At 37.2% G+C, this 24,457-nt stretch carries 19 protein-coding genes; 12 read left to right on the forward strand and 7 right to left on the reverse strand.

Going from position 1 to position 24,457, the window contains the following annotated elements; all coding sequences use genetic code 11:
• Positions 1 to 54: 54 nt before the first annotated feature.
• The 3 genes from P3T75_RS02925 to P3T75_RS02935 form a co-directional block, all read right to left on the reverse strand.
• Positions 55 to 2,178, reverse strand: a complete 2,124-nt coding sequence (locus tag P3T75_RS02925) for a serine hydrolase (protein ID WP_282462171.1) — start codon at positions 2,176 to 2,178, stop codon at positions 55 to 57.
• Positions 2,179 to 2,271: 93 nt separating this feature from the next.
• Positions 2,272 to 2,547, reverse strand: coding sequence for a GIY-YIG nuclease family protein (locus P3T75_RS02930; protein WP_282462172.1), 276 nt, complete (start codon positions 2,545 to 2,547; stop codon positions 2,272 to 2,274).
• Positions 2,537 to 3,271, reverse strand: coding sequence for a tRNA1(Val) (adenine(37)-N6)-methyltransferase (locus tag P3T75_RS02935; protein ID WP_282462173.1), 735 nt, complete (start codon positions 3,269 to 3,271; stop codon positions 2,537 to 2,539). Before P3T75_RS02935 ends, P3T75_RS02930 begins: the two co-directional genes overlap by 11 nt.
• A 229-nt stretch (positions 3,272 to 3,500) precedes the next feature.
• On the opposite strand from P3T75_RS02935, the gene P3T75_RS02940 reads away from it, so the two are divergent.
• The 4 genes from P3T75_RS02940 to P3T75_RS02955 all read left to right on the forward strand — a co-directional run bounded on the left by P3T75_RS02940 (position 3,501) and on the right by P3T75_RS02955 (position 11,865).
• On the forward strand, positions 3,501 to 4,118 hold the full coding sequence (locus tag P3T75_RS02940) for a lysophospholipid acyltransferase family protein (RefSeq protein ID WP_206904511.1): 618 nt from the start codon (positions 3,501 to 3,503) through the stop codon (positions 4,116 to 4,118).
• Between the two features lie 228 nt (positions 4,119 to 4,346).
• Positions 4,347 to 5,474, forward strand: coding sequence for an exonuclease SbcCD subunit D (locus P3T75_RS02945; protein WP_282462174.1), 1,128 nt, complete (start codon positions 4,347 to 4,349; stop codon positions 5,472 to 5,474).
• A 55-nt stretch (positions 5,475 to 5,529) separates the two neighbouring features.
• Positions 5,530 to 8,646: an SbcC/MukB-like Walker B domain-containing protein gene (locus P3T75_RS02950; RefSeq protein WP_282462175.1), complete on the forward strand. Its 3,117-nt coding sequence runs from the start codon at positions 5,530 to 5,532 to the stop codon at positions 8,644 to 8,646.
• Between the two features lie 48 nt (positions 8,647 to 8,694).
• Positions 8,695 to 11,865, forward strand: coding sequence for an SNF2 helicase associated domain-containing protein (locus P3T75_RS02955; protein WP_282462555.1), 3,171 nt, complete (start codon positions 8,695 to 8,697; stop codon positions 11,863 to 11,865).
• Positions 11,866 to 12,094: 229 nt separating this feature from the next.
• Here P3T75_RS02955 and P3T75_RS02960 read toward each other — a convergent pair whose 3' ends face one another.
• The gene (locus P3T75_RS02960) at positions 12,095 to 12,811 is read right to left on the reverse strand and encodes an HAD family hydrolase (protein ID WP_282462176.1); all 717 of its coding nucleotides are present in this window, start codon (positions 12,809 to 12,811) and stop codon (positions 12,095 to 12,097) included.
• Positions 12,812 to 13,692: 881 nt separating this feature from the next.
• On the opposite strand from P3T75_RS02960, the gene spxA reads away from it, so the two are divergent.
• From spxA to pepF, 4 genes are all read left to right on the forward strand, one after another.
• The gene (gene spxA / locus P3T75_RS02965) at positions 13,693 to 14,091 is read left to right on the forward strand and encodes a transcriptional regulator SpxA (RefSeq protein ID WP_173103569.1); all 399 of its coding nucleotides are present in this window, start codon (positions 13,693 to 13,695) and stop codon (positions 14,089 to 14,091) included.
• A 205-nt stretch (positions 14,092 to 14,296) separates the two neighbouring features.
• Positions 14,297 to 14,950, forward strand: a complete 654-nt coding sequence (locus P3T75_RS02970; protein ID WP_206904572.1) for an adaptor protein MecA — start codon at positions 14,297 to 14,299, stop codon at positions 14,948 to 14,950.
• Between the two features lie 79 nt (positions 14,951 to 15,029).
• Entirely contained in the window at positions 15,030 to 16,043 is a 1,014-nt protein-coding gene (locus P3T75_RS02975; RefSeq protein WP_282462177.1) for a competence protein CoiA, read from the forward strand.
• A 32-nt stretch (positions 16,044 to 16,075) separates the two neighbouring features.
• On the forward strand, positions 16,076 to 17,887 hold the full coding sequence (gene pepF, locus P3T75_RS02980) for an oligoendopeptidase F (protein WP_282462556.1): 1,812 nt from the start codon (positions 16,076 to 16,078) through the stop codon (positions 17,885 to 17,887).
• Between the two features lie 105 nt (positions 17,888 to 17,992).
• On the opposite strand, the gene P3T75_RS02985 is transcribed toward pepF, so the two are convergent.
• Complete coding sequence (locus tag P3T75_RS02985; RefSeq protein WP_282462178.1) at positions 17,993 to 18,649, reverse strand: DsbA family protein; 657 nt, start codon at positions 18,647 to 18,649, stop codon at positions 17,993 to 17,995.
• Between the two features lie 81 nt (positions 18,650 to 18,730).
• The gene (locus P3T75_RS02990; RefSeq protein WP_206904532.1) at positions 18,731 to 19,312 is read right to left on the reverse strand and encodes a CYTH domain-containing protein; all 582 of its coding nucleotides are present in this window, start codon (positions 19,310 to 19,312) and stop codon (positions 18,731 to 18,733) included.
• Positions 19,313 to 19,677: 365 nt separating this feature from the next.
• Between P3T75_RS02990 and P3T75_RS02995 the strand changes: the two genes are divergently transcribed.
• Genes P3T75_RS02995 through mgtE form a run of 4 tightly spaced genes read left to right on the forward strand, consistent with a single transcriptional unit; the run spans position 19,678 to position 23,433 of the window.
• Positions 19,678 to 20,346, forward strand: a complete 669-nt coding sequence (locus tag P3T75_RS02995; protein ID WP_071864506.1) for a GTP pyrophosphokinase — start codon at positions 19,678 to 19,680, stop codon at positions 20,344 to 20,346.
• On the forward strand, positions 20,346 to 21,149 hold the full coding sequence (locus tag P3T75_RS03000) for an NAD kinase (RefSeq protein WP_206904541.1): 804 nt from the start codon (positions 20,346 to 20,348) through the stop codon (positions 21,147 to 21,149). Before P3T75_RS02995 ends, P3T75_RS03000 begins: the two co-directional genes overlap by 1 nt.
• A 6-nt stretch (positions 21,150 to 21,155) precedes the next feature.
• Positions 21,156 to 22,049, forward strand: a complete 894-nt coding sequence (locus tag P3T75_RS03005; RefSeq protein ID WP_206904542.1) for an RluA family pseudouridine synthase — start codon at positions 21,156 to 21,158, stop codon at positions 22,047 to 22,049.
• 19 nt (positions 22,050 to 22,068) lie between these two features.
• Complete coding sequence (gene mgtE / locus P3T75_RS03010; protein WP_282462179.1) at positions 22,069 to 23,433, forward strand: magnesium transporter; 1,365 nt, start codon at positions 22,069 to 22,071, stop codon at positions 23,431 to 23,433.
• 313 nt (positions 23,434 to 23,746) lie between these two features.
• Here mgtE and P3T75_RS03015 read toward each other — a convergent pair whose 3' ends face one another.
• The gene (locus tag P3T75_RS03015; protein WP_282462180.1) at positions 23,747 to 24,448 is read right to left on the reverse strand and encodes a hypothetical protein; all 702 of its coding nucleotides are present in this window, start codon (positions 24,446 to 24,448) and stop codon (positions 23,747 to 23,749) included.
• Positions 24,449 to 24,457 lie beyond the last annotated feature (9 nt).

Below are 24,457 nucleotides of genomic sequence, written 5' to 3' on the forward strand. Positions count from 1 at the left end.
GATATTTAGTTAAAAGACGGTATTTTGTCTTTGCTAAAGTCCTTTGGGTATTTTCTATTTCATGATTTGATAGACATCTTTTGAAATACGCGAGATAATTTCATAGCCGGTACCTTGTGTCATTACACTAATAACATAAGGTTCTTTTGTATAGACAATGCCACAATCGTGAGCATAGCCGCCGAGATCACCAATTTTATGAGCCACCCGCACTGGCAAATATTTTGGCAAACGCTGACTATCATAGGTTGTATGGGAAAGATAAGTCAGCACCTTGCCTCCTTCAAAATACATAGCTTTTAAAAGACGCGTATTTTCTTTGGCATTAATCACACTAAAACGCGTCCATTTGCGGCCAATGATACTACTAATTTCATTTTTCATTTTTTGACTATATTTATCAGCCCCATAATAGCCTAAGAAATTAGCACCTTGATTATCCGAATGCTTACAAGTCCAGTTCATAATTGTATCTAAAGAATAATAGTTACCAAAACGTTTGGATTGTAAAATGCCAGCCCCGCCCCGCATATAAGATAAAGACATTTTATTGATCGCATCGGTGTAACGATATTTTTTATAAGGATTTAACTTTTTGGCATTGATTTGCTTTTGCGTATAATACAAAGCCGGTAATTTGCCGGTGCTGGCCGCATGAAAATTTTTATTTCCATTTATTTGGGCCACGCTACCGTCGGTTAAACTCATCACATAAATGCCTAAATTTTTATTTTTATATTTACGATTGAGTAATTGTTGCACCTGTTTTAATTTTTGGGCTTTGGAAGTTGCTTGTTTTGTGGCACCAGCATTAATGTATCCTTGCCATTTGCCAGATTGAGTATAAAGACTTAAATAGCGAGCTCCATTTGCGTGCTCGTAGTAGCCTTTAGCAACATACAGACTGCCCATTAGCTTTTGACTTGTATTTTTCTTTTGCCATTTAAAATTTTGCCATAATGGTTGATTTTTGTTGGTTAAAACAACGCTCTTCCCCCACTTTTGATAAATGCCTTGAGGACCGGCGGCTGCTTTTGTGGCGGCACTATTTAAATAGCCAATCCAGTTGCCTTTTTGATTATAAAGTGTGTAATAAGTTGCGCCATTAACATGGCGATAAAGACCGCGAGCCAAAAATGTTTTGCCGTAAAGATTTCTAGTTTTATTGCGATATTTCCAGTTGAAATTTTGATGAATTTGATAATTTTTATTGGTAATAGTAACGTATTTGCCTAATTTTTGGTAAACTCCTTGTCCACCGGGGGCAGTTGTGGTTGCTTTGACATTGGTAAATCCGACTCGTACTTGCTTGCCGCCTTTAAGTTGGTAAAGGCTGTAATAATCATTGCCGTCAAAATGGTGGTATAACTCTTTTACTAAAAAGGACTGCTGATAATATTTTTTAGTCGTTTGTGTGGTACTCTGAATCCAAGATTGCAAAAATGGATAATTTGTAGCGGTTAAGGTTACATATTTTTGCTGTTTAATCGCAGTTCCTGCAATTGAGGTGATATTGGTACTACTGGCTTTAATAAAGCCAACGAAATTTCCTTTATTTGAATATAAATCAAAATATTGCTCACCGTCGGCATGAAGGTAAGTATTGCGACTTTGCCAAGTTTTCAGTGTCAAAGGATTGGTTGACTGTCCATTTTGTAAGGTGTTATCTCCCCAATATGTTGTGGCATTTTTGAAGGTGAGATACTGAATTTTAGGTTGAGGCAATCCCAGTGGACTATCACTTAGGACACCGCTAGTAGCTAAGACATAAAATATGGTTTGACCTTGCAATTTGTAATAGACTTTATCATCAAAAGTGGTGATTTTACTTAAAATTTGGAAAGTCTGCTGGAAATAATTTTTTGTTATTCCTGCTGGTGTTGCTGTGAAATCTGTCCAAAAGTTATCATTTGGCGTTGTAATGGTAAAGTATTTCTTTTCACTGGCTGTTGTATAAAACGCAGGGGCGGTGTTCTTTTTTTGCAGTTGTGCTTCATCTTTTCTGTCTGTTGTTGCGATAGTTTCATTATGTAACGAGGTACTTGTCTCTTTTGTGATGCTAGTGATTGTTTCTGTTACTTCTTCTTGCATACTCGTGTTTGTTGTTGCTGCTAAAGCGCTGGACGAAAAAGAAATCACTAACGCCAAACCAACGAATATCAACCCGACCTTTTTCATAGTTATCCTCCTTTTTTTGTTTCCGCTTTCATTTTTGATGGTACCATAAAAGGGTCCCCCAGCAAAAAGAGAACCCTTTTTTAGACGATTTAGTTAAAGTTGATTTTGCTTTTGATGGGCTTTTAAATAGGCTTCTTTTTGTAGTCGGCTTAACTTTTTAAAGGCAGCTTCAGCTTTAGTTGCACTACTGCGATCAAAAAAGACTTCTGCATGCACCATTTGTAGTGGTCGTCTTTTTTTTAGCCGAGTATACTTGGAACCAACGCCGTCATTATGTTCTTTTAAGCGGCGGGTCAAATCTGTCGTATAGCCGGCATAAAAAGTATTATCTCGGCATAAGAGAACATAAAAATAATGCTTATTGGCCATAAAGCATCGCCTTAATAGTTGGGGTATATTCATTTGTTTTGGAATATACGGTTAGTGGTGGCAAAATTTTAAATCCGTCTTTTTTACCATTTTTTATTCCTTCAACTAAAACAATATTTGCATCTTTATTGGCTTTAGGGTAGACAAATTGAACGCGCTTTGGCGCGATGCGATAGGCCTGCATCAATTCTAAAATTTCTAAAAAACGATCAGGTCGATGGACTAAAGCCAAGCGTCCATTCATCTTTAGCATTTGGCTGGAGACGTCAATGACGTCTTCTAGTGTCGCGTGGATTTCATGGCGGGCAATGGCCAAATGGGGATTAGGATTTTTTTCATTTGTCGCTAGGTTTTTAAAATAAGGAGGATTGCACAAGACCAGTTCTACCGAATCTTTTTTTATAACCGATAAGCTATCTTTTAAATTTAGTTCATAGACTTTTAGCTGTTCTTCCAAATGGTTTAAAGCGATACTGCGTTGTGCCATATCCGCTAAGCGGGGTTGAATTTCGATTTGATCAATTTTGGCATTTGTTTTATGACTGACAAAAAGACCAACCGCCCCGTTGCCAGCACAGAGATCAACAATTTTACCTCGCTTGGGAATATTGGGAAAGTTTGCCAGTAAGACGGCATCGATGGAAAAAGAAAAGACGTCTTTACTTTGAATGATCTTAATTCCTTCTGCGTATAAAGCATCAATACGTTCATTTTTATTTAACACAATTTACACCTGCAATTTTTTTTAATTGAAAATCTCTACTCGTATTATACTCGACTGATAAAGTGGTGCAACTGTTGGTAAAAAAAGCTTGTCAAAAGATACTTTTTTTTGCATACTTAGACCGTGTTGTATTTGAAATAATTTGTGTAAGGGCAAAAATAGAAGGATTACTCCTTACCCATTAAAAACGCAACTTGCAGATAATGAGAGAAATAGAGAGGAAGATCAGATGTTTTTTACCATGATGCGGGGCATTGTCCGCTTTTTATTATTTGTACTAAACGGTAATTCTGAATTTCAAAATAAGATTGCATTACCACAGAATGAAAATTATATTTTAGTTGCACCTCATAGGACTTGGTGGGACCCATTGTACATGGCAGTCGGCGCGAGACCGAAAAAATTCAGTTTTATGGCGAAGGAAGAATTATTCAAAAATCCTATTTTGCGTTTCATTTTAATTCACGCCAATGCTTTTCCAGTTGACCGCAAAAAACCGGGTCCTTCTGCCATTAAAACTCCAGTAAAGTTGTTAAAAAATACTGATCTAAGTTTAATTATGTTCCCTAGTGGTACCCGGCATGCCACTGAGCTAAAAGGGGGCATGGCACTCATTGCTAAAATGGCTAAAGTTAAGATTGTGCCTTGTGTTTACCAAGGACCATTGACCTTTAAAGATTTGCTAAAACGAAAAAAAGTTACCATGCGTTTTGGTGAACCCATTGATATTAGCGATGTGAAAAAAATTGATAAAGAAGGCATGGCGGTGGTGGAAACGCGCATTCAAACGGCCTTTGATCAATTGGATCGCGCCATTGATCCTAATTTTAAATATATTGTTAAATAATTTTTTTACCAGCGTATTTTACGCTGGTTTTTTTATAGTCAAAAATGAAGGAATTATCTCATTTTTAAAGTTTGCACGGGGATTTTAATTGTTCATAAATGAAGTGATGTTGTTGATAAAGTCTTTTTTTTTAGGCATTCTTACAAGCAGTAGCCGTGACTTTTTGAAAAGGGGTTGAAAGTGTTATAATGGTCTGAAGATGCTTTTTTAGAAAGGTTGGAGTACAAATTGCGTTTTTTACACACGGCAGATTGGCATATTGGCAAAAAATTAAACGGTTTTGATCTCTTAAAAGAACAAAGTGCCGCCATTGACCAAATTTTATCGTTGGCTTTAGCAGAAAAAGTTGATGCAGTGGTAGTGGCTGGAGATTTGTATGATCGGGCGGTGCCAGCAGTAGATGCTGTCAATTTATTTAATGAAAAAATTATCGCCTTTAACTTGCAAAATAAATTACCGCTGCTGGCCATATCTGGTAACCATGATAGTCATGAACGCCTAAATTTTGGGACGCCTTGGTTTAGTCATACCGATTTTTATTTACATACAGAGTTGGTGCAAGCTTTTGAACCGGTGGAACTAGCAGATACACAATTTTTTCTTTTGCCATACTTTGAGCCCTTTAATGCGCGCGTTTACTTTCAAGACGATAGCATTAAAACTTTAGCCGAGGCTATCAAAAGCGTAATAGCCGAAATGAAGCGCCGCTTTAAGCCGAATATGCGGCACGTATTAGTTGCGCATTTTTTTGCAGCTGGTAGCAGTAAAAGTGATTCTGAAACAAAAATCATGGTAGGCGGTTTGGATAGTGTACCGGTAGATTTGTTGCAGGATTTTGATTATGTTGCCTTGGGTCACTTGCATAATCATTCTGCGCTTAATCATTTGACAGTACAATACAGTGGTGCACCGTTAAAATATGCGATTTCAGAAGAAAAGCAAACAAAAGGAGTTTATATCGTTGATACCAGCGACTTATCCCGCACATTTTATCCTTTGTCTCCGTTACATGACTTACAAAGGCTTGTGGCCAGTTATGAAGAATTATTGACACCAGCTTTTTATCAAAAAATTGCAAGAGAAGATTTTTTACACATTCAATTAACTGACCGTGGGGTTATCCCTAATTTGATGAATCAATTACGCGTAATCTACCCCAGACTCTTGGGGATTGAGCGAGTAAATCCGCTTGAAAGTAAAGCGCAACTGACCCAACTAAAAAAAAGAGCAGATACGCCGAAAAAAGTCGTTAGCGATTTTTTTGCTGAAATGACCAATGAAGATTTAACTGCCAACCAAGAGAAATGGTTAGCAAAAGGGTTACAAGCAGTAGAAAAATTAACCAAAGAAGATTAAGGACAATTCATTAGATATATATGAAAGTTGTTTTAACAAGGAGGAAACCACCGCGATGCAGCCACGTACTTTACGCATGAAAAATTTTGGTCCATATCTGGATGAAACCGTTGAATTTGGGGCTTTTTTAGACCAGGGCTTATTTTTGGTCAGCGGGAAAACCGGTGCTGGAAAAACAACAATTTTTGATGGAATGACCTTTGCTTTATTCGGTCAAACCTCTGGCAAATTGCGTAGTGGTAAAGAAATGCGTTCCCTTTTTGCGCAGCCGACAGAAGAAACGGAAGTGACGTTTTCTTTTAGCCACGGCGGCTTACTTTACGAAGTGATGCGACGCCCCGAACAAGTGGTAGCTAAAAAGCGGGGGACTGGTACCACTATAAGAGCCGGCAAAACAACGCTGACTATTTATGACGAACTAGGAAACGAAAAGAAACAATACACTAAAAATGTCGATTATGAACTTTATCAACTACTACACTTAACCGCAGACCAGTTTTTCAAAATCATCATGTTACCACAAGGTGAATTTCGTAATTTTCTCGTTGCTTCAAGCACAGATAAAGAACAAGTTTTACGACGCTTGTTTGACACAGAAATTTACCAAAATTTGCAAACTTGGTTAAAAGAACAAGCAGCCGCTAAAAATCAAAGTATTGCAGAAAAACAAACACAAGCCGCAGCTTTAGTCGATAGTTTTAAATGGTTTAAAAATGCTGCTGTTTTTTCGACCTTGACTGAAACCCTAACTGCTTGGCAAGGTGATTTAGAAGAATTAGGCAGGGCGGTCGCCAACCAAACCGAAGTGGTTGCAAACTTAACTGCAAAAAAGAATAAGGCCGAAAAACAGTACTATCAAGCAGAAGAGTTAAAACGCAGCTTTGATGAACTAAAAAAAGTTTTGGAAGAAGAAAGCAACTTAGCTTTAGAAAAAACGGTGATAACACAAAAAAAAGATGAGCAAAATTGGCTCTTGTGGCTCCAACAACACCTGCCGCTGATCAATTCTGTTAAATTGGCTGCAAGTAAAGTCAATCTTCAAGCTGATAAATTAGCCATCGCAAAAAAAGAATCGCAAAAAAATGCAGAAGCACTGGAAATCTGGCAAGAGCAAAGAAAGACTGTAGCAGCGTGGACATCACAGTTAGAGGCAGCGCAAAAGTCGCTTCACAATTTAGAAGTGAAACTTCCCCAAGCCCAACTATTGGAACAACAACGACAAATACTTGCCACAAAAAAAATTACTAGTGAAAAAACGCAAGCTGAGCTGACAATACTGAATCAAGCTATTGCTACTTTACAGCTAAGTCTTAGTCAGCAAGAACAGCTCACAAAAAAAAGCAGCCAGTGGCAAAAAACGATGACTGCCTTAACAAAAATACAGCAAACAGTCCGTGATTATGAAAAATTAATTGAAACAAAAACTTCTCAAAACAAAGAGTTACAGTTGACCAAAAATACAATGACTAAGTTGCAAGTTACGATTCGTAACTTGCAAGCAGAGCTAAAGGATGCAGAAGAAAACTACCGTTTGCAAAAAAGCAATTACGCAAAAGCCATGATTGCCCGATTAAGTTTAGATCTAGTTTCTGGGGAGGCCTGTCCAGTTTGTGGGGCAACTGAGCATCCTATGGTAGCCCAGCATGATTTGACTTTAAAGACGGTTACAGAAAGTGAAGCCTTATTAAATGCAGCTGAAGAAAAAAGAGCAGATTTAGCTGAGGCGCTTGCCCGCAACTATACAAAACAAGAACAATTGACACAAGAAGCAGATAAATTTCAAAAGCTAATCCTCAAAACCCAAGCAGAAATGACCGACTTAAAAGAGCAGATTACTCGTGATTTTACCCTGTTACAGACAATAGGAGAAAAAGAGGATGTATTTACAGCAATCACGCGTTTTTTTGCACAACAAGAACAACTAGGCAATGAGATTCAAAAGGCAAGTGAAACACAAGCTGAAATAGCAGTGAAATTGGCCGAGAAAAATGAAGAACGCCAAACTTTGACAAGTCGCTACCAAAAAGAAGTTAATCAACTAGAACGACTTAAAGGAGAAGTTGAAAGTTTACAAGGTCAAGTTGGTAAAAGTGACGCACCTGTTTTACGTCATCAGATTGAAGTTTTCACAACCGAAATCAAAAAACTAAATGCACAATTGCAAAAAGATCAAACCACAGGTGAAAATTTAAAAGCCGCGGCCAAAAGCTATTACGCACAAATTAAAGAGTTATCAGATTATCATCGCGAGGCGCAACTAGAAGTGGAAAAATTAGACGCACAACTTACAACAAGCTTAGCGTCTTCTCCACGAGAACTTTCTAAAAAGCAGCTGCTAGAGCAATTTGTAGACGAGAAAAAACTACATGAGGTATCAGAAGCAATAAAAACGTACGAAAATAAGCTATTGTTAATAAAAGAGCAAAAACAAAAGCTACAAGAACATTTGAAAGAACAAGAAATGCCGCAACTTGCCCAAATGGCGGTTTCTTATGAAAACGCGCAAGTACAATTGCGTGAAAGCCAACAACGGCTTTTACTTTTAAAAGAACAGCAAAAAGATAACGAGCAATTAGTGGCAAGGTTAAAAACATTGCTTGCTTCCCACGAAAAATCTTTGGCTAAATTGGCAGAAATAGAACAGTTAAGTCAAGTATTGAGTGGGAAAAATACGTATAAAACTAGTTTAGAACGCTATGTTTTACAAGCTTATTTAGCTGAAATTTTAACATTAGCCAATGTTCGCTTAGAACAGTTGACTAATGGTCGTTATCAATTTAGTTTAGCGGAAAAATCAGATGGTGGTCGTGGTCAAAAGGGACTAGATATCGATATATATGATGACAATGCAGGGCAAGTGAGACGCGTTCAAACATTATCAGGTGGTGAAAGCTTTATTGCGGCTTTAGCTTTGGCATTATCTTTAGCCGATGTCATTCAAAATAAGACCGGTGGCATTGCTCTTGATGCTTTGTTTATTGATGAAGGTTTTGGTTCGCTAGATGAAGAAGCGTTAGAAATGGCGTTAGAATCTTTAAGTACACTCGAAACACAAGGAAGGTTAATTGGGATTATTAGTCACGTACCAGCCTTAAAAGAAAAGATTGTAAGGCAGATAAATGTTAAAACTAATGGTGCCGGTCAAAGTAAGATTGCAGTGAAATTAGCTTAACAAATAACAGCTTATGCTGTTTGCAAATATTAGATGGGAGAGATTTGGGTGAAGTGGAGTATTCCTGAAAAAGTGATTGAACGAGGGCGCACATACCTCAATGAAGGAAGAGTACTATCAGTAACGCCGGATCCGGCCAATAAAGTTTGGCATGCTGTTGTATTAGGTAGTGAAGAATATTTGGTGGATTTGGATGCTACTGCCAAAGAAGAAGATTATTGTCAGTGCCCTTACTGGGAAGAACACCATTATTGTAAACATACAGTGGCAGTCGAATTATTTTTGCGTCAACAAGGCAAGACGCGTTTTATGAGCAGTATGGAAGTTCCAGTCAAAAGTAAATTTTCAACAGCAGAAATGTTTACCAACGGTTTTGCCAAATTAAAATTACCAGTAGCAGAAGGGCCGGCAGTACCGTTACGTTTACAGTTTAATATAGAAGCAATTGAGACGAATCCTTATCATAAAGAATTGGCAGTTTTTGGGATTAGTTTAAAGGTTGGCCAGCGGGGTGTTGCCCGCAATTATATTGTAAAAAATATTTATAAATTTCTCCAAGCTTATTCAGAGCATAAAAAAATCCTCATTAATAAACAGCATAGTTTTCTAATTGAACCAGCTGCTTTTAGCCCAGACGTTAATGAAGCATTAGATGTTTTGTGGGGAATGGCACAGACACAACAATTAATGGGGCAAACTGGAATTTTAGTCAATGGCAAATTAGACAAAAAATACTTATTGGTTCCAATTGGTTGGGGCCAAAAATTATTAACGATGCTAGGAAATTTAGGCGGAACATTTTCCTACGATGAAAAGAAACTAAATCCAATTGTCTTTTCTGACGTTACATTACCACTAGAATTTACCGTCAAAAAAGTTGAAGACCAATTCATTTTAGAAATTGAAAAAGACTACGATCAAGTATTTAACTATTATCATTGGGGCGTAATCGATGAACAAATTCACCCATTGTCTAGTTGCCAACAAGAAATTTATTTAACGTTGGATCAGTTATTAAAAAGAATAGAAAAAAAAGAAATTCCTTATGCCAAAAAGGAATTATCGGTTTTATTTAAGCAAGTCTTACCATTATTGCGTCAAATCGGGAATGTTACAATTGCAAAAGAAGTTTATCGCTATATTAGCGATGAAGATTTAGCAATCAGTTTTATCTTGCGCAAGAAAAAAGGTCAGGTTGCAGTTGAATTGCAATTTGCATATGGCAATGCGATCTTCTCCAGCGATGCTACGCATAATGTTGTTGAAGAAAATCAGCCCGAGGTACTAAGGGATTACCAAAAAGAAGATCGTGCACGTCATTTGTTGCAACAACAAGGCTACGTGGAAAATGATACCGGTTTTAGTAAAGATTTGCCGACTGGCAGTGGGCTGTATTATTTTTTCACGCGGGAACTGCCAACTTTACAACAACTAGGTACAGTTAAGCTGGGTAAAAAATTGCGAGAATTGTATTTGGATGCCCATAAGATTGAACCAGAAGTTAAAGTGGACAGTGATGGTTCTTGGTTAGATGTTCACTTTGATATCTCAGGTATTGGTGAAAAAGAAATTGATAATATTTTGCAAAGCTTATTAAATCAAGATGCTTTTTACACACTAACTAATGGGCAGATATTGTCACTGGAAACACCAGAATTTCAAGAAACCAGCGCGATTTTACAAAAATTGCGACAAACAAATAGTCAAGACGGCGTCATAAAAATGCCGTTAAACCAAGGTTTGGTTTTACAAGAGCAGCTAAAAACAGCGAATGTTGCGTTTAGTGATAACTTTACCCAAATGGCCAAAGATTTAACGCATCCTGAAAACTATCCTGTGGCTTTGCCTGAAGGTTTAAATGCGGACTTACGCCCTTATCAAGTAACGGGTTTTCGTTGGTTAAAAATGTTGTCTCATTACCAATTTGGCGGAATTTTGGCCGATGAAATGGGTTTAGGGAAAACATTACAGACCATTGCTTATCTTTTATCAGAAAAGCAAGAAAAAGCTAGTAGGAGAACGTTAATCGTGGCACCGGCTAGTTTAACTTTCAACTGGTTAGCGGAGTTAAAGAAATTTGCCCCAAGTTTGAAAGCAGTGGTGGTGGGTGGCAATAAGCATGAGCGGATGCAGTGTTTAAGTCAACCGGTGGATATTTACATCACCTCTTACGCTAGTTTGCGTCAAGATATTGCCCTTTATCAAGAATTAACTTTAGACCAATTAATCTTAGATGAAGCTCAAATGGTGAAAAACGCGGCTACAAAAACAGCAAAAGCCTTACGCTCTTTAGTTATTCCGAATCGGTTTGCTTTGAGTGGGACCCCAATTGAAAATAATTTAGAAGAATTGTGGTCGTTATTTGAAATGATCATGCCAGGCTTTTTCCCAAGTCAGCAACGTTACCGCCAATTATCAGCCGAACAAATTGCCCAAATGATTAAGCCTTTTGTTTTACGACGGGATAAAGCCACCGTCTTAAAAGACTTACCAGAAAAATTGGAAACCAATTATTACAGTGCCTTAACTGAAGATCAAAAGAAAATTTATTTGGCATATTTACGGCAAATGCGCGAAGAAATCAGTCAAATGGATGCGGCTGCCTTTAAGAAAAATCGAATCAGTATTTTGGCCGGCCTAACGCGCTTGCGGCAAATTTGTTGTGATCCGAAATTATTCATTGACGATTATACCGGAACGTCGGGTAAATTAGAGCAAGTAAAAGATCTAATTCAAGCGGCTCAAGAAAATGGCCGGCGGGTTTTATTGTTCTCGCAATTTACCGGTATGCTGACAATTATTGAAGAAGAGTTAGCTAAATTAGGTTATGATAGTTTTTATTTGCGGGGGAGTACACCACCAAAAAATCGGATTGAAATGGTAGATGCTTTTAACAAAGGGGAGAAGGATGTCTTTTTGATTTCTCTAAAGGCTGGTGGAACTGGCTTGAACTTGACCGGAGCAGATACGGTGATCCTTTACGACTTATGGTGGAATCCGGCTGTAGAAGAACAAGCGGCCGGGCGCGCTCATCGGATTGGTCAAGAAAAAGTAGTTGAAGTGTGGCGCATGATTGCAGAAGGAACTATTGAAGAGCGGATGAATGCCTTGCAACAAGACAAACGTGAATTGTTCCAAAAAGTTATCCAGGGCAATGAAACACAACTCCAACAACTGACAGAAGCAGATATTCGCATGATTTTAAGTGTGGGAGAATAAATGAACGACAGGTAAAATAAAAGGCAGTAGGACCACTAAAAAGTAGTCTTACTGCCTTTTTTATAATAGGAAAAAGGATCAATTTTTTACCAAGCTGAATCGCTTTATGATAAGTTTATCCATGACTAGTTTTTCAAACTAAGCATCGTGATAGGCAGGTAAACTTTCTTGAAATCTTAGCTTAATATGTGAAAGTAAAAGTAGTTTGAACTGCTTTTCATAGCGCTGATTACTCAGCGAAAATTGCCTTAATTGTTGGGGTTAGTTGCGCAAATGAAGTCAGTTTAATATCTTGAACTGCTTGCTCTCCAGCTGGAATTTGACGGTTACGGTGATTAAACCATAAAGATTTCCAGCCAGCGCTTTTAGCGCCAACAACATCATTTTCAAAACTATCTCCGACATATAATGTATTTTCTGCAGTAAGATTAAACTCTTTTTCAGCGAGCTGGAAAATTTCGCGATCAGGTTTTTGAAAACCTGTTGCCTGTGAAATAATGACGTTATCTTCTTTAACCCAGTTTAAAAGATTTAGTTGGATAATTTTTTTGTATTGGTGGTCAGTCGGGCCGTTTGTGATGATACTGATTGGAATATTTTGGGCCTTTAAAAAGTTTAATGTTTCAAAAACAGCATCGTGCATGACGATATTGTCCAACTCTTCTTCATAAATTTTTTGAAATTCTAAAGCTGTGGCCTCTGTGATTTGTGGATAGTCCAAATCCTTCAAAGACTCCATGATGCGTAAGTTACGCATATACGTTAATGTCCATTCCCCTTTGGCAACTTTGCAAAATGTTTCGTCGCTATGAAAACGAAAACGAATGTAAAGGTCGTGCATGTCGTTATCTGTTACTAAAGGAATAATACGGTGGACAGCGTTGCGAAAAGGTTGCTGTTGGTCATAAATTGTGTCATCGACGTCAAAAACAATTGCGTTAATCAAAAAAGGCCATTCCCTTCAAATTTTCTGCAAATTTCATAATATCCTGATTCATTCTAACGAAAAGGATAGCAGTTTTAAAGAGTAAAAAGTTGATTTATAAAGGTTTTCTTTACCTAATTAAGAACAAACCTTTTGATAATAGGCAAAATTATATTACAGTTCTTTTTACTTAAAAAACAATTGTGATAATCACAAAGGAAGGAATTATAAAAAAACGAAGGTCATTTTAGTTAATGCTAAATACTCAAAAATTAAGTTAATTTAAAAGAAATAAGACAAAAAAAATTATTTAAAGGGCAATATCATTTTGTTTCTGAATTTTCTGAAAAAGAGATTTTTTCAAAGAATAATTAAAAAAACTTTTTTTTCAAATGATATTTTCACAATCTCACTACTGATTTTTTGTTAGTAATTTATTACAGATTACCGCTAAAAAAAAGAAAGAAAATAACGCGATTTCTATTTGAGACTATCTTTTTTCAGGTATTTGCAAAAAACAGGGATAAAAAGGGCGATAAATGCCGATAAATTTGTCTAGACAATTTTATTGTTGTGAATGCAACAAAATTTAAAAAACGAAATTACAGAAATTATATAACAAATTTTCTGTTTGTGTTACAGTGTTTTTTTCATTTTTAAACTGTGCTATATATAAGCAAGTAAATGGCATTTAAATTTGATAATTCTAATCTTTCTAACGTGAAAATCGATGAAAACGTATGTAAGTTAGGAATGTGTCATTAAGATAACTTTAATTTTTTAAAACTTTTTTTGAGAAAAGGGTAGTATTTTTTTTTTCAATTAGGTATAATGAACTCAGATGAAATTATAAGTGATGTCACAAAGAGATTACTTATATAATAAAAAAGGAGTGATACACGTTGTTGACACTTTATACTTCCCCTAGCTGTACATCGTGCAGAAAAGCTCGCGCGTGGTTGCAAGAGCACGAAATTCCCTTTGTAGAACGCAACATTTTTTCAGAACCTTTGAATATCACTGAATTAAAAGCGATTTTACAAATGACTGAAGATGGTACCGAAGAAATTATTTCTACTCGGTCAAAAGTCTTCCAAAAATTGAATATTGATTTAGATGAATTACCATTAAAAGAATTGCTAGATTTGGTACAAAACAACCCTGGTTTATTACGTCGTCCAATTATGATCGACGAAAAACGTCTACAAGTTGGTTTTAATGAAGATGAAATCAGACGTTTCTTACCACGCGAAGTACGCCAATTAGAATTACGGCATGCACAATTAATGGCTGGATTATAAAAGTTTTGACTGCTACATATTTTGTGGCAGTCTTTTTTTACGCTATTTTAGCCGTTAGTGAGTTTTAGCGGTTCTAAAAAAAATTTTAAAGACAGCGTTTTTTTGAACTACTTTAAGATTTACTAAATCACGAGGTTTTTCTTTACATTTGATAAGGTTCCGTTACAATGTAGCTATAATGTTAGAAAAGCGAGGTGTAGCTAAGATGGAAATGGAACATATTAACGAAAATACAATTCGTGTTCTCATTAAAAGCGAAGATTTAGCTGCCCGGGGAATTACCTTTTTAGATTTATTAGGTAACCACAATGAAATTGAGAACTTCTTTTATAGTATTTTAGAAGAAGTTGATGTCAACGAAGAATTCAAAGGCAGTGAAGCTGTCACTTTCCAAGTTTTGCCAAAAGGTGATGGTTTGGAATTATTTATCAGTAAGAATATTCCGAATGAAGAATTTAATAATTTGGAACAAATTGCTGACGGCAGTGCTGAAGAGGTGAGTGATTTCTTGAAAAAGCATATTGCAGAACAATTACAAGAAGTCGAAGAGACAGAAGAAGAAACAACGGATATCAAACGCGATTACGTCTTTGAAATGATAGATTTTGAGCAAATGATTCAATTGGCCCATGAATTTGAGGGCGAAGGAATTGTAAGTAATCTTTATGAGTTGAATCATTTTTATTTCTTGGAAATTCGTTTCACAGATGAATACTTATTAAAAAATCAAATTGACGATTACTTAGCGTACTTAAGTGAATTTGCTCGTTTGAGTCAAGTAACGCCAGAAGTGCTAGCCGAACACGGTAAGCTTTTGATGGAACTTGATGCTCTAGGAATTACCCGTCGTTACTTTTGATAAAAAAGATCTGGATTTTTCCAGGTCTTTTTTTGTTGCCCCTAGCTAAATAGTGCGTAAGTTCTTATGGGGGAGATAAATGCTAATTGCCAGAAATAAAGCAGACGAGCTTGTTGCCGCTTTAAAAGCAAAAAAACAAGAAGAATATCATTGTCCCGTGTGTCAAAAGGCCGTCTGTTTAAAACAAGGACAAAAACAGCGCACACACTTTGCGCATCAGAGAGAACACTGCTGCAAAATAGTGACAGAAGGTGAGACAAATGAGCATATTGCCGGCAAAAATTGGTTGCATCAACGACTAGAAAATAGTCAATTAGAAGTTTATTTGCCACAATTAAAACAGCGACCAGACCTGTTAGTTAATAAAACAACCGTAGAATTTCAGTGCTCTGTTTTAGACTTAAGTCATTTAAAAGCTCGTACAAAAAATTATCAGTCTTTTCACTATCAACCCTGGTGGATTGTAGGACAACGGTTTATTCCGCAACAACAGTTGAGTCAGTTGCAAAAAGCTTTCTGTTATTGGCAACAGAAAGCCTATTTATGGCATTTGGATACAGCGGCAAAGCAACTTCGGCTTTATTATTTGGCCAACTGGGATTTTAACCGCGGGTATCAGTGGCAATGTCAAAATGTTGCAGAAAATACGAACTTGACTTCCTATACGTCCCATGTTTCATCTTTAACAAGTAATAAGTTTTATTGGCGTAATGCCGCGTATAAACGTTTTTTGCGCCAACGCTTATTCCAACGCCAGCCGCGCTTTTTACGTTTGCAACATTTTTTTTATCAACGCTATAGCCATATATTGGATTTACCTTTTTGGTGTTATAGTAGCAGTCGTTATCATTTTTTCTTTGAACATGAGCTGTTGTTATTGCGTTTTTTATATTTGCGTAACAACAATTGCCAACAATGGATAAAAGACCTAAGCCAACTCAAATGGCAATGGGATTTTCCCTTAGTTTCGCAAAAAATAATTTTAAAAGAAATCTATTTGGAATGCCAGCGCTTATCTGGTCGGGAAAAAGAAAGTTTTTTGCCACCAAAAAAAGGCAGTTGTGATAGTATAGAAAGTAATCGAAGAGGATAACTTTTCGTTTAAGTAACTATCAGGAGGTTTCAATTATGGCGACAAAACAATTACCAACAAGAGAAAGCTTACCGACAGAACTGACCTGGGATTTAACTCCAATTTTTGCTGACGACCAAGCTTTTGACACAGCCTTTGCTGATTTGAAAGAAGAATTAAAACAAGCGGATAAATACAAAGGAACACTAGCAACGAATGCTACGGCTTTCTTAGCGGCTTTGGAGTTTTGCTTGGCTATTTATCGCAAATTAGAAACGTTATATGTGTACAGTCACTTAAAAAATGATCAAGATACCGCAAATACCACTTATCAAGGATTATATGCGCGGGCTAGCAGTTTATTAGCAGAAGCAAGTGCGGCTATTTCTTGGTTTGAGCCAGAAGTTTTGACACTGTCAGATGATCAGATTTGGTCTTATTTTGAAGAAGAACCAAAATTGGCAGTTTATCGCCATTATGTAGCGCAAATGGTCGACAATCGTGCCCATGTTTTGCCGGCGGACCAAGAAGAATTATTGGCTGGGGCAAGTGAAATTTTTAATGCAGCAGATGATATTTTCTCTGTGTTAAATAATGCAGATCTCGTGTTTCCTACGATTGAAGGCAGTGATGGAGAAAAAATTCAATTGTCCCACGGTGTGTACGGCCAATTAATGGAAGCAACGGATCGCAGCGTGCGAGAAGCTGCTTTTAAAGGATTGTACAGTGTGTATGGCCAATTTCGTAATACGTTTGCCCAAACGTTAAGCTCTCATGTCAAAGGACATAATTTTAAAGCAAAAGCACGAAAATACACGTCAGCTAGAGAAGCTTCTTTAAGTAATAATCATATTCCAGAAAGTGTTTATGATACCTTAGTTGAAGTTGTGAATAAACATTTACCACTACTACATCGTTATGTAGCATTGCGAAAAAAATTACTCGCAACTGATGAATTGCACATGTATGATATGTACACACCTGTTTTAGGAGAAGCGCCAATTCGCTATACTTATGAAGAAGCGGTTGAAAAGGCTAAAGAAGCTTTACATGTGATGGGACCAGAATACAATAAAATCGTAGAACAAGCTTTTTCAAGTCGTTGGATTGACGTGGTTGAAAATAAAGGCAAACGTAGTGGTGCTTATTCTTCCGGTGCTTATGATACAGCTCCTTATATTTTAATGAATTGGCATGATACCTTAGACCAACTATTTACTTTAGTGCACGAAATGGGTCATAGTGTCCACAGCTATTTTACTCGTAATAATCAACCTTTTGTTTACGGGGATTACTCTATTTTCTTAGCAGAAATCGCCTCTACAACCAATGAAAATATTTTGACAGAACATTTGTTAGAGACTGAAAAAGACCCGAAAGTACGGGCATATATCTTAAATCACTATTTAGATGGCTTTAAGGGAACTATTTTCCGCCAAACGCAATTTGCTGAATTTGAGCACTTTATCCATACTGAGGATGCAAAAGGTACGCCTTTAACAAGTGAGTATTTAAATGACTATTACGGGGATTTAAATGCGAAATATTATGGACCTGATGTAACAAAAGATGAAGAGATTAAATTGGAATGGGCGCGAATTCCACATTTTTACTACAACTATTACGTTTATCAATATGCGACGGGCTTTTCTGCCGCTTCTGCCTTGGCGAAGAAAATTTTAACCAAAGAAGAGGGCGCGTTGGAACATTATTTGAATTATTTGAAGGCTGGTAATAGTGATTATCCAATTGAAGTAATGAAAAAAGCCGGTGTGGATATGACAAAAGCTGATTATATTGAAGATGCCATGAAGATGTTTGAAGAACGTTTGAGTGAATTGGAAACATTAGTAGCTCAATTATAAAATAAAAACAGAGCAGACAGTTGCTCAATTGTCTGCTCTGTTTATTTTAAGCAATAAAAAAAGCTGGGACAAACGTCAACCTAACGTTTGTCGCAACTTTTTTTGTTACATTAATTTTAAATGCTTGGTATCGTGAGTAACGCGACGTTCATTTTTACGCTGTAAGTAACCATCAATGTGAAAAATTTGATAATTTTCTTGATCGACTTGGCACAGGCGCGGGATATCAGTTAAGGCGTCTTCGCCTTCTAATAAAACACCATAATCGCGTTCGCAAGCATAATTGTAAACAACTGCAGACGGATGCGTGGTAATTCCCATCTCACGAGCGGTATTTTGATCTTCTTGGAATAATGTTTTGACTAAGTCGCTCTGTCGATCTTCTGTAAACATTTCTACGTCGCCACCAACAGCTTCAACCAATGAAATGACCAGTTCATGATTATATTCTTTGCCATTACAAGCTACTTCTTCTTGCATTTGCATCAAAAATTCTCGTGCTTTCTTTTTGCCTTGCAGTTGGAGTGCTTTGGCATCTAAAGCAGCTGAATAAGTATTTTCAAAAAGTTGATTTCTAGCATGAATGTCGTGTTTTGGTGTACCGCGACGTGTTAAAACAGCATCAATTGTCTGCATATTCACTAAAGGCATCAGCCTGAATTGGATTTTTTGCTCCGATGTTTGTACAAAGTTCCAAAGATGCTTTTCTGATCCTAAACAGATAGCACCCAATGGATTGACAAACAAATAAATTTCAATCACTTAAATCTCCTCCAACAAATTGAGTCGTTTCTGGCTATTTCAACTTAGCAGAAACGTAGAAAAAATGAAAATAAATAGTTTTTAGCTTTGTTTTTTTTTAAGACTCCGACTAATTTTATTTTCCGCTGGAATATAAGAAACTGCCAATGTCTTTAATAATTGCGTGAAAGCTTCTTGTCCTAATTTAGCATCTTTTACTTCTAATTCTAATTCAAAGTCATGGCCTGCTGGTAGATAGAAACTTTCATCTAATGCCAACAAACCAGCGTCAATTTCAAATTCAGCTCGTTTAGTAGTTAGCTGACTGATGATATGTAATTCCTTTAATGTAACATGTAACGTTTTTAATTTTTCTTCAACCGGTCCATTTGCTGGAACTTGTTGTAATGTTAAGTATTTTTGCGCCTCTGCTAGCGTCAACTTTTCCGTGGTTTCTAGTAGACCTTCTTGTTGTGGTGTTTTTAAAGTCACTTCAGCAAAAGAAGGGAGTAAACGAATTCTTAAACCGGCATTGGCATTTTTTAACTTATTGTCAAAGGTATCAAAGTAACAATTTGTCTGTTCTACGACCATCTCATCTGTAACGTGATAGTACGTCATAATGCGCTTGAAGTCAGTTGCGCTTAACATTGTTTTAAATTCGATCTCAGTCGATTGGCTCATAATAATCCCTCACTAGTTTACGTGTTCAGGTGTGAAACTGCAAGCTAAAGCATTGAAAAAATGACAATCCTCTAAGAAAGTAGAAAATAAAAAAGCAGTAAGTGGATTGTAAAAATTCTGAAAATAAGATTTAGAAGATACAAATTTTCTTTTAAAGGGGAACCATTCCGAACTTTTGTTTCGAATGTGCTAGCTTTGTTCACATCTATCAATTCATTGAATTTATATTCTGACATAAAATGACAAGATACGCAATTGATACGATTAAATTGTGTGAATATTTTTTCAATTTGAAGGGATAAAGATTTAAGGCGGTTTGTGGTAAAATATAACTTGTATGTATTAAAGAAAATTGAGGGATAATTATGGATCGAGATTGGGATAAATTTTTAGCACCATATGAACAAACCGTATCAGAATTGAAAGTAAAGTTGCGGGGGATTCGCAAACAATTTCGCGAACAAAATCAACATGTGCCGATTGAATTTGTCACTGGACGAGTTAAACCAGTGGAAAGCATCATCACAAAAAGCCAGATTCGCCATATTCCCATGGAACGTCTGGAAGAAGAGATGTCAGATATCGCGGGGCTTAGAATTATGTGTCAGTTTGTGGAAGATATTCACCAAGTTGTCCAATTACTACGCAACCGCAAAGATATGAAAGTTATTATTGAAAGAGATTATATCACCAATAAAAAAGCTAGCGGGTATCGTTCTTACCATTTGGTCATTGAATATCCTGTCCAGTTAGTAAATGGCGAAAAAATTATTTTGGCAGAAATTCAAATTCGGACATTGGCGATGAATTTTTGGGCGACGATTGAGCATTCTTTGAATTATAAATATCAAGGGGCATTTCCAGAAGAGATGAAAATTCGCCTGCAAAGAGCGGCCGAAGCAGCCTATCAATTAGATGAAGAGATGTCGACGATTCGGGAAGAAATTCAAGAAGCGCAGCGTCTATTTTCCCACGGCAGAGGCAAGTCAGACGATAGTTATTATCAGGCTTCAATTGATCGGGAGGAGACATAATGACCTTAAAAGTGGCCATCGTTTCAAATCATGGTCTGCAATCGGAAAAAACAGAGCGGCAATTACGAAAACTTTTAGCAGAAAATGAAATTGTCATTGATCAACAACGACCAGAAATTGTCATTTCTGTTGGTGGTGATGGTACTTTGCTTTCAGCATTTCATCGTTACAGCCATATTTTAGATAAAGTCAGTTTTCTTGGTGTTCACACTGGTCATTTAGGGTTTTATACGGACTGGCGTGACTATGAAATACCAGAGTTGGTTACGAGCTTGAAAAAAAATCGCGGTGAAAGTATTAGTTATCCGCTGTTAGATATCCGCATTGAATATCAAAACGGTAAAGCTGCCAAACACTTTTTAGCTTTAAATGAGTCGACCATCAAACGCGGGAATCGAACGATGGTAGCAGACGTTTATTTAAAGGGGGAACTTTTTGAACGATTTCGTGGGGATGGTTTATCTATTTCAACGCCAACTGGTTCAACTGCTTATAATAAAAGTGTTGGCGGGGCGGTGTTACATCCCAGTATTAATGCGATCCAACTAGCAGAAATTGCTTCGTTGAATAATCGCGTCTTCCGAACGTTGGGATCTCCGTTAGTTATTGCTGCAGATGAATGGATGGAAATTCGATTGCAAGATAGTAATGATTACATGATTACCGTCGATCAATTAGATATTCAAAAAGATCACATTGCAGCCGTCTATTATAAAATTGCCACAGAACGGATTCATTTTGCTTCATTTCGGCATATGGATTTTTGGCATCGGGTTAAAGACGCTTTTATTGGAGAAGATTAGGCAATTATGAAGTTTACGTATCATTATCAGAAAAACTCAGAGCAGCAGTTAAAATACTTCTTAAAAGAACAAGGCATTTCCAAAGGTTTGCTGGCGAAAATTAAATTCCAAGGGGGCTTGATTTTAGTCAATGATAAACGTGAAAATGTCTTGTATTCTTTGCGCCCTAATGATAGGGTTACTATTGTCGTGCCCGATGAAAAGGAGCATGAAACAATGCTTTTGGATGAGACGCCAATTGCGATTGTTTATGAAGATGAACATTTATTGATTGTCAATAAACCAGCAGGAGTTGCTTCGATTCCGGCGCAATATCATCCTAATGGTACAATGGCCAATCGTGTGAAAAATTATTATAAAATGCAAAATTATAAAGATCAGGTAATTCACGTGGTTACGCGGTTGGATCGTGATACAACTGGCCTGATGTTATTTGCCAAACATGGTTTTGCCCATGCGCAACTCGATCGTCAATTACGTGAAAAGCAAGTGGAAAAAAGATATCAAGCTTTGGTGGCTGGCGCTATTCAAACGTTAGCACCCCATGCAGTAATTGATTTACCGATTGCTAGAGATTTAAGCTCGTTGTTAAAACGTAAAGTAGATGACACCGGACAAAAAGCACAAACAGAATATTGGGTCCAAAAAGAAAACGACCAAATCGCATTAGTGGATATTAAACTTCATACGGGTCGGACGCATCAAATCAGAGTCCATTTTAGTGGGATTTCTTGTCCACTACTAGGTGATGATCTCTATGGTGGGCTTATGACAGCTGGAATTATGCGGCAGGCCCTTCATTGTTACAAACTTTCTTTTAATCATCCTTTTAGTGGTGAAAAATTAACTTTTACATTGGCTTTACCAGAAGATATGGCACAGGTTGCCCAAAATATATAAGAACGCGTGGTGAGTGTGAGTGGATGAAAATTTAGAACTGGAAGAACGTTTTGCTGAATTGAAACAAGCGTTGCTTGAAGACGATATGCAAGGGTTTAGAGAACCTTTCTTAGAAATGCACATATACGAACAGGGGCAGTTCTACCAGTCCCTCACCAGCCAAGAGCGCCATCGGATGTACGGTTATCTGTCACCTAAAGAATTAGCAGACATGTTTGACGTAATCGAAGAAGACGATGAACATATGACAGATTATCTTTCTGAAATGCGTCCGGGCTATGCTGCGGCCATGTTAGCTGAAATGTATACAGATAATGCCGTTGACTTATTAAATACTTTGGATAAAAAAGCTGTCAACAAATATTTAAGCTTGATGGACAAAGAAGACGCAAGTGAAATTAAAGAACTACTGCATTACGAAGATGATACTGCCGGTTCAATTATGACCACAGAGTTTGTCTCAATTGTGGCTAATCAAACGGTTCGTTCGGCGATGTATGTTTTAAAAAACGAAGCCGACGTAGCCGAAACAATTTATTATATTTACGTAGTAGATCAAGAGAATCATTTGGTGGGGGTTATTTCTTTAAGAGATTTAATCGTCAATGAAGATGATACGATGATTCAAGATATTATGAGCGAGCGGGTCATCTCAGTTCATGTGGGAGATGATCAAGAAGATGTCGCTCAAACTTTCCGGGATTATGACTTTTTGGCATTACCAGTCACAGATTATGATGATCATTTATTAGGGATTGTCACAGTCGATGATATTATTGACGTTATCGACGATGAGGCTGCAAGTGACTACTCTGGTTTAGCCGGTGTCAACGTTGAAGAAGTTTCAGAAAATCCTGTCAAGGCTGCTAGTAGACGACTCCCTTGGTTGATTACGTTGCTATTTTTAGGAATGGCGACGGCGACTTTAATTTCTCATTATGAGAAACTTGTAAGTGAAGCGAGTATTTTAGCTGTTTTCATTTCCTTGATTACAGGGACGGCTGGTAATGCTGGGACGCAATCTTTGGCTGTGGCAGTACGGCGACTCGCAATCAATGATGACAAAGAAAGTAGTTTTGTTAAAACAGTTATTAGTGAAGTTTTGACCGGTTTAGTGACCGGGTTCATTACCGGTCTAACCATTTTCATTATTGTTGCGGTTTGGAAACACAATCCAATTTTAGGCTTTGTAATTGGAATGGCTATGATGTGTGCTATTACGGTGGCTAATTTGGCGGGGAGCTTTATTCCAATGTTAATGGACAAACTTGGTTTTGATCCTGCTGTGGCCAGTGGCCCATTTATTACCACCTTGAGTGATTTGACCAGTGTGTTAATTTATTTTAATATTGCGAGTCTTTTCATGCAGTACTTCATTTCTTAATTAAAAAAATAAAATGAGCAATCCATAAAAAAGGCTGTGACAGATTTTTGTCACAGCCTTTTTATCGATAAACGGTGGTCTGAAAATAGCTTCTTTTGTGAAAAGCTGAAACTTCACAAAAAATTTGAGTAACAGCCATTCCAGTAGGGACATGTAATAAAATTGATACAAGTAAGGTGTTTCTAGTCTTTAAAAAAATTATTTTTTACTGCTGCAAGACACAGCGATTGTTGCAGTAGAGCTGTGTCTTACAGCACCTGCTTGGCTCTTGCGGCTGAAACTTTTGTTCCAACATTATTTTGATCGGTAGTTTTTATTGTAAAAAGCGTTGCTTATATTCTTCATATTCTGCTGGGGTAATTAAGCCAGCATCTAGTGCTTTTTTACGTTCTTTCAACTTTTCAAAATTTGTTTCTGTCGTAAGTTGGGATTTAGACAACTTCGCTTTTTCCTGTATTTGTTGGGCACGTTTGGCAGAAGTAATGCCATCCATAATGCCGTCTTGCATATCGCTTTTACTATCTTCTAGCAATTTGGCAATAGCAAAGACCGTTTTTTTCGTCCAAAAAATACTAAAGACTTCGCGAAAACTTTCAATTCGTAAAAAACCCCAAAAAATTCGCGTATTGGGATTAATGGTGTTGATATTATGCAACGGAATACTTTTATAATCGTGGTTAAAAGGAACCCAGCGGGCAAAAATCAGGCGCCCAGCGTCAGTAATAGCATAGGCGTGGAATCCTTTACAGTCAAAGTAACGCACTTTGCCGGTTTGTGTTGCGCGCATTCGTTCTTCAAAGTCTGCGCGGTCTTCACCTTCAAATGGCGTGAAATTTTCATTATCTTCGGGATGATGGCGTCCGATGAAACTTGCAATGACCTCTTCATCTTTACCTAAAGCAGCCTCAATTAAACCAAAGTGTTTTCGTTGGAGCCAGCCGCCGAAAATTGGTGTGATATTTTGGCCTAATTTATGGTTACGGGCATAAGCATACATGGCATCTGCTTTTTTCATGGCATCTCC

It is taken from the genome of Enterococcus montenegrensis, assembly GCF_029983095.1.
Lineage (GTDB): Bacteria > Bacillota > Bacilli > Lactobacillales > Enterococcaceae > Enterococcus_C > Enterococcus_C montenegrensis.

What these genes read in the sequence shown, in the direction of transcription:
- P3T75_RS02925 (WP_282462171.1), bottom strand. Translation starts at nt 2,178, where the DNA reads ATGAAAAAGGTCGGGTTGATATTCGTTGGTTTGGCGTTAGTGATTTCT.
- P3T75_RS02930 (WP_282462172.1), bottom strand. Translation starts at nt 2,547, where the DNA reads ATGGCCAATAAGCATTATTTTTATGTTCTCTTATGCCGAGATAATACT.
- P3T75_RS02940 (WP_206904511.1), top strand. Translation starts at nt 3,501, where the DNA reads ATGTTTTTTACCATGATGCGGGGCATTGTCCGCTTTTTATTATTTGTA.
- P3T75_RS02950 (WP_282462175.1), top strand. Translation starts at nt 5,530, where the DNA reads ATGCAGCCACGTACTTTACGCATGAAAAATTTTGGTCCATATCTGGAT.
- P3T75_RS02970 (WP_206904572.1), top strand. Translation starts at nt 14,297, where the DNA reads ATGGAAATGGAACATATTAACGAAAATACAATTCGTGTTCTCATTAAA.
- P3T75_RS02975 (WP_282462177.1), top strand. Translation starts at nt 15,030, where the DNA reads ATGCTAATTGCCAGAAATAAAGCAGACGAGCTTGTTGCCGCTTTAAAA.
- P3T75_RS02990 (WP_206904532.1), bottom strand. Translation starts at nt 19,312, where the DNA reads ATGAGCCAATCGACTGAGATCGAATTTAAAACAATGTTAAGCGCAACT.
- P3T75_RS02995 (WP_071864506.1), top strand. Translation starts at nt 19,678, where the DNA reads ATGGATCGAGATTGGGATAAATTTTTAGCACCATATGAACAAACCGTA.
- P3T75_RS03000 (WP_206904541.1), top strand. Translation starts at nt 20,346, where the DNA reads ATGACCTTAAAAGTGGCCATCGTTTCAAATCATGGTCTGCAATCGGAA.
- P3T75_RS03005 (WP_206904542.1), top strand. Translation starts at nt 21,156, where the DNA reads ATGAAGTTTACGTATCATTATCAGAAAAACTCAGAGCAGCAGTTAAAA.
- P3T75_RS03015 (WP_282462180.1), bottom strand. Translation starts at nt 24,448, where the DNA reads ATGAAAAAAGCAGATGCCATGTATGCTTATGCCCGTAACCATAAATTA.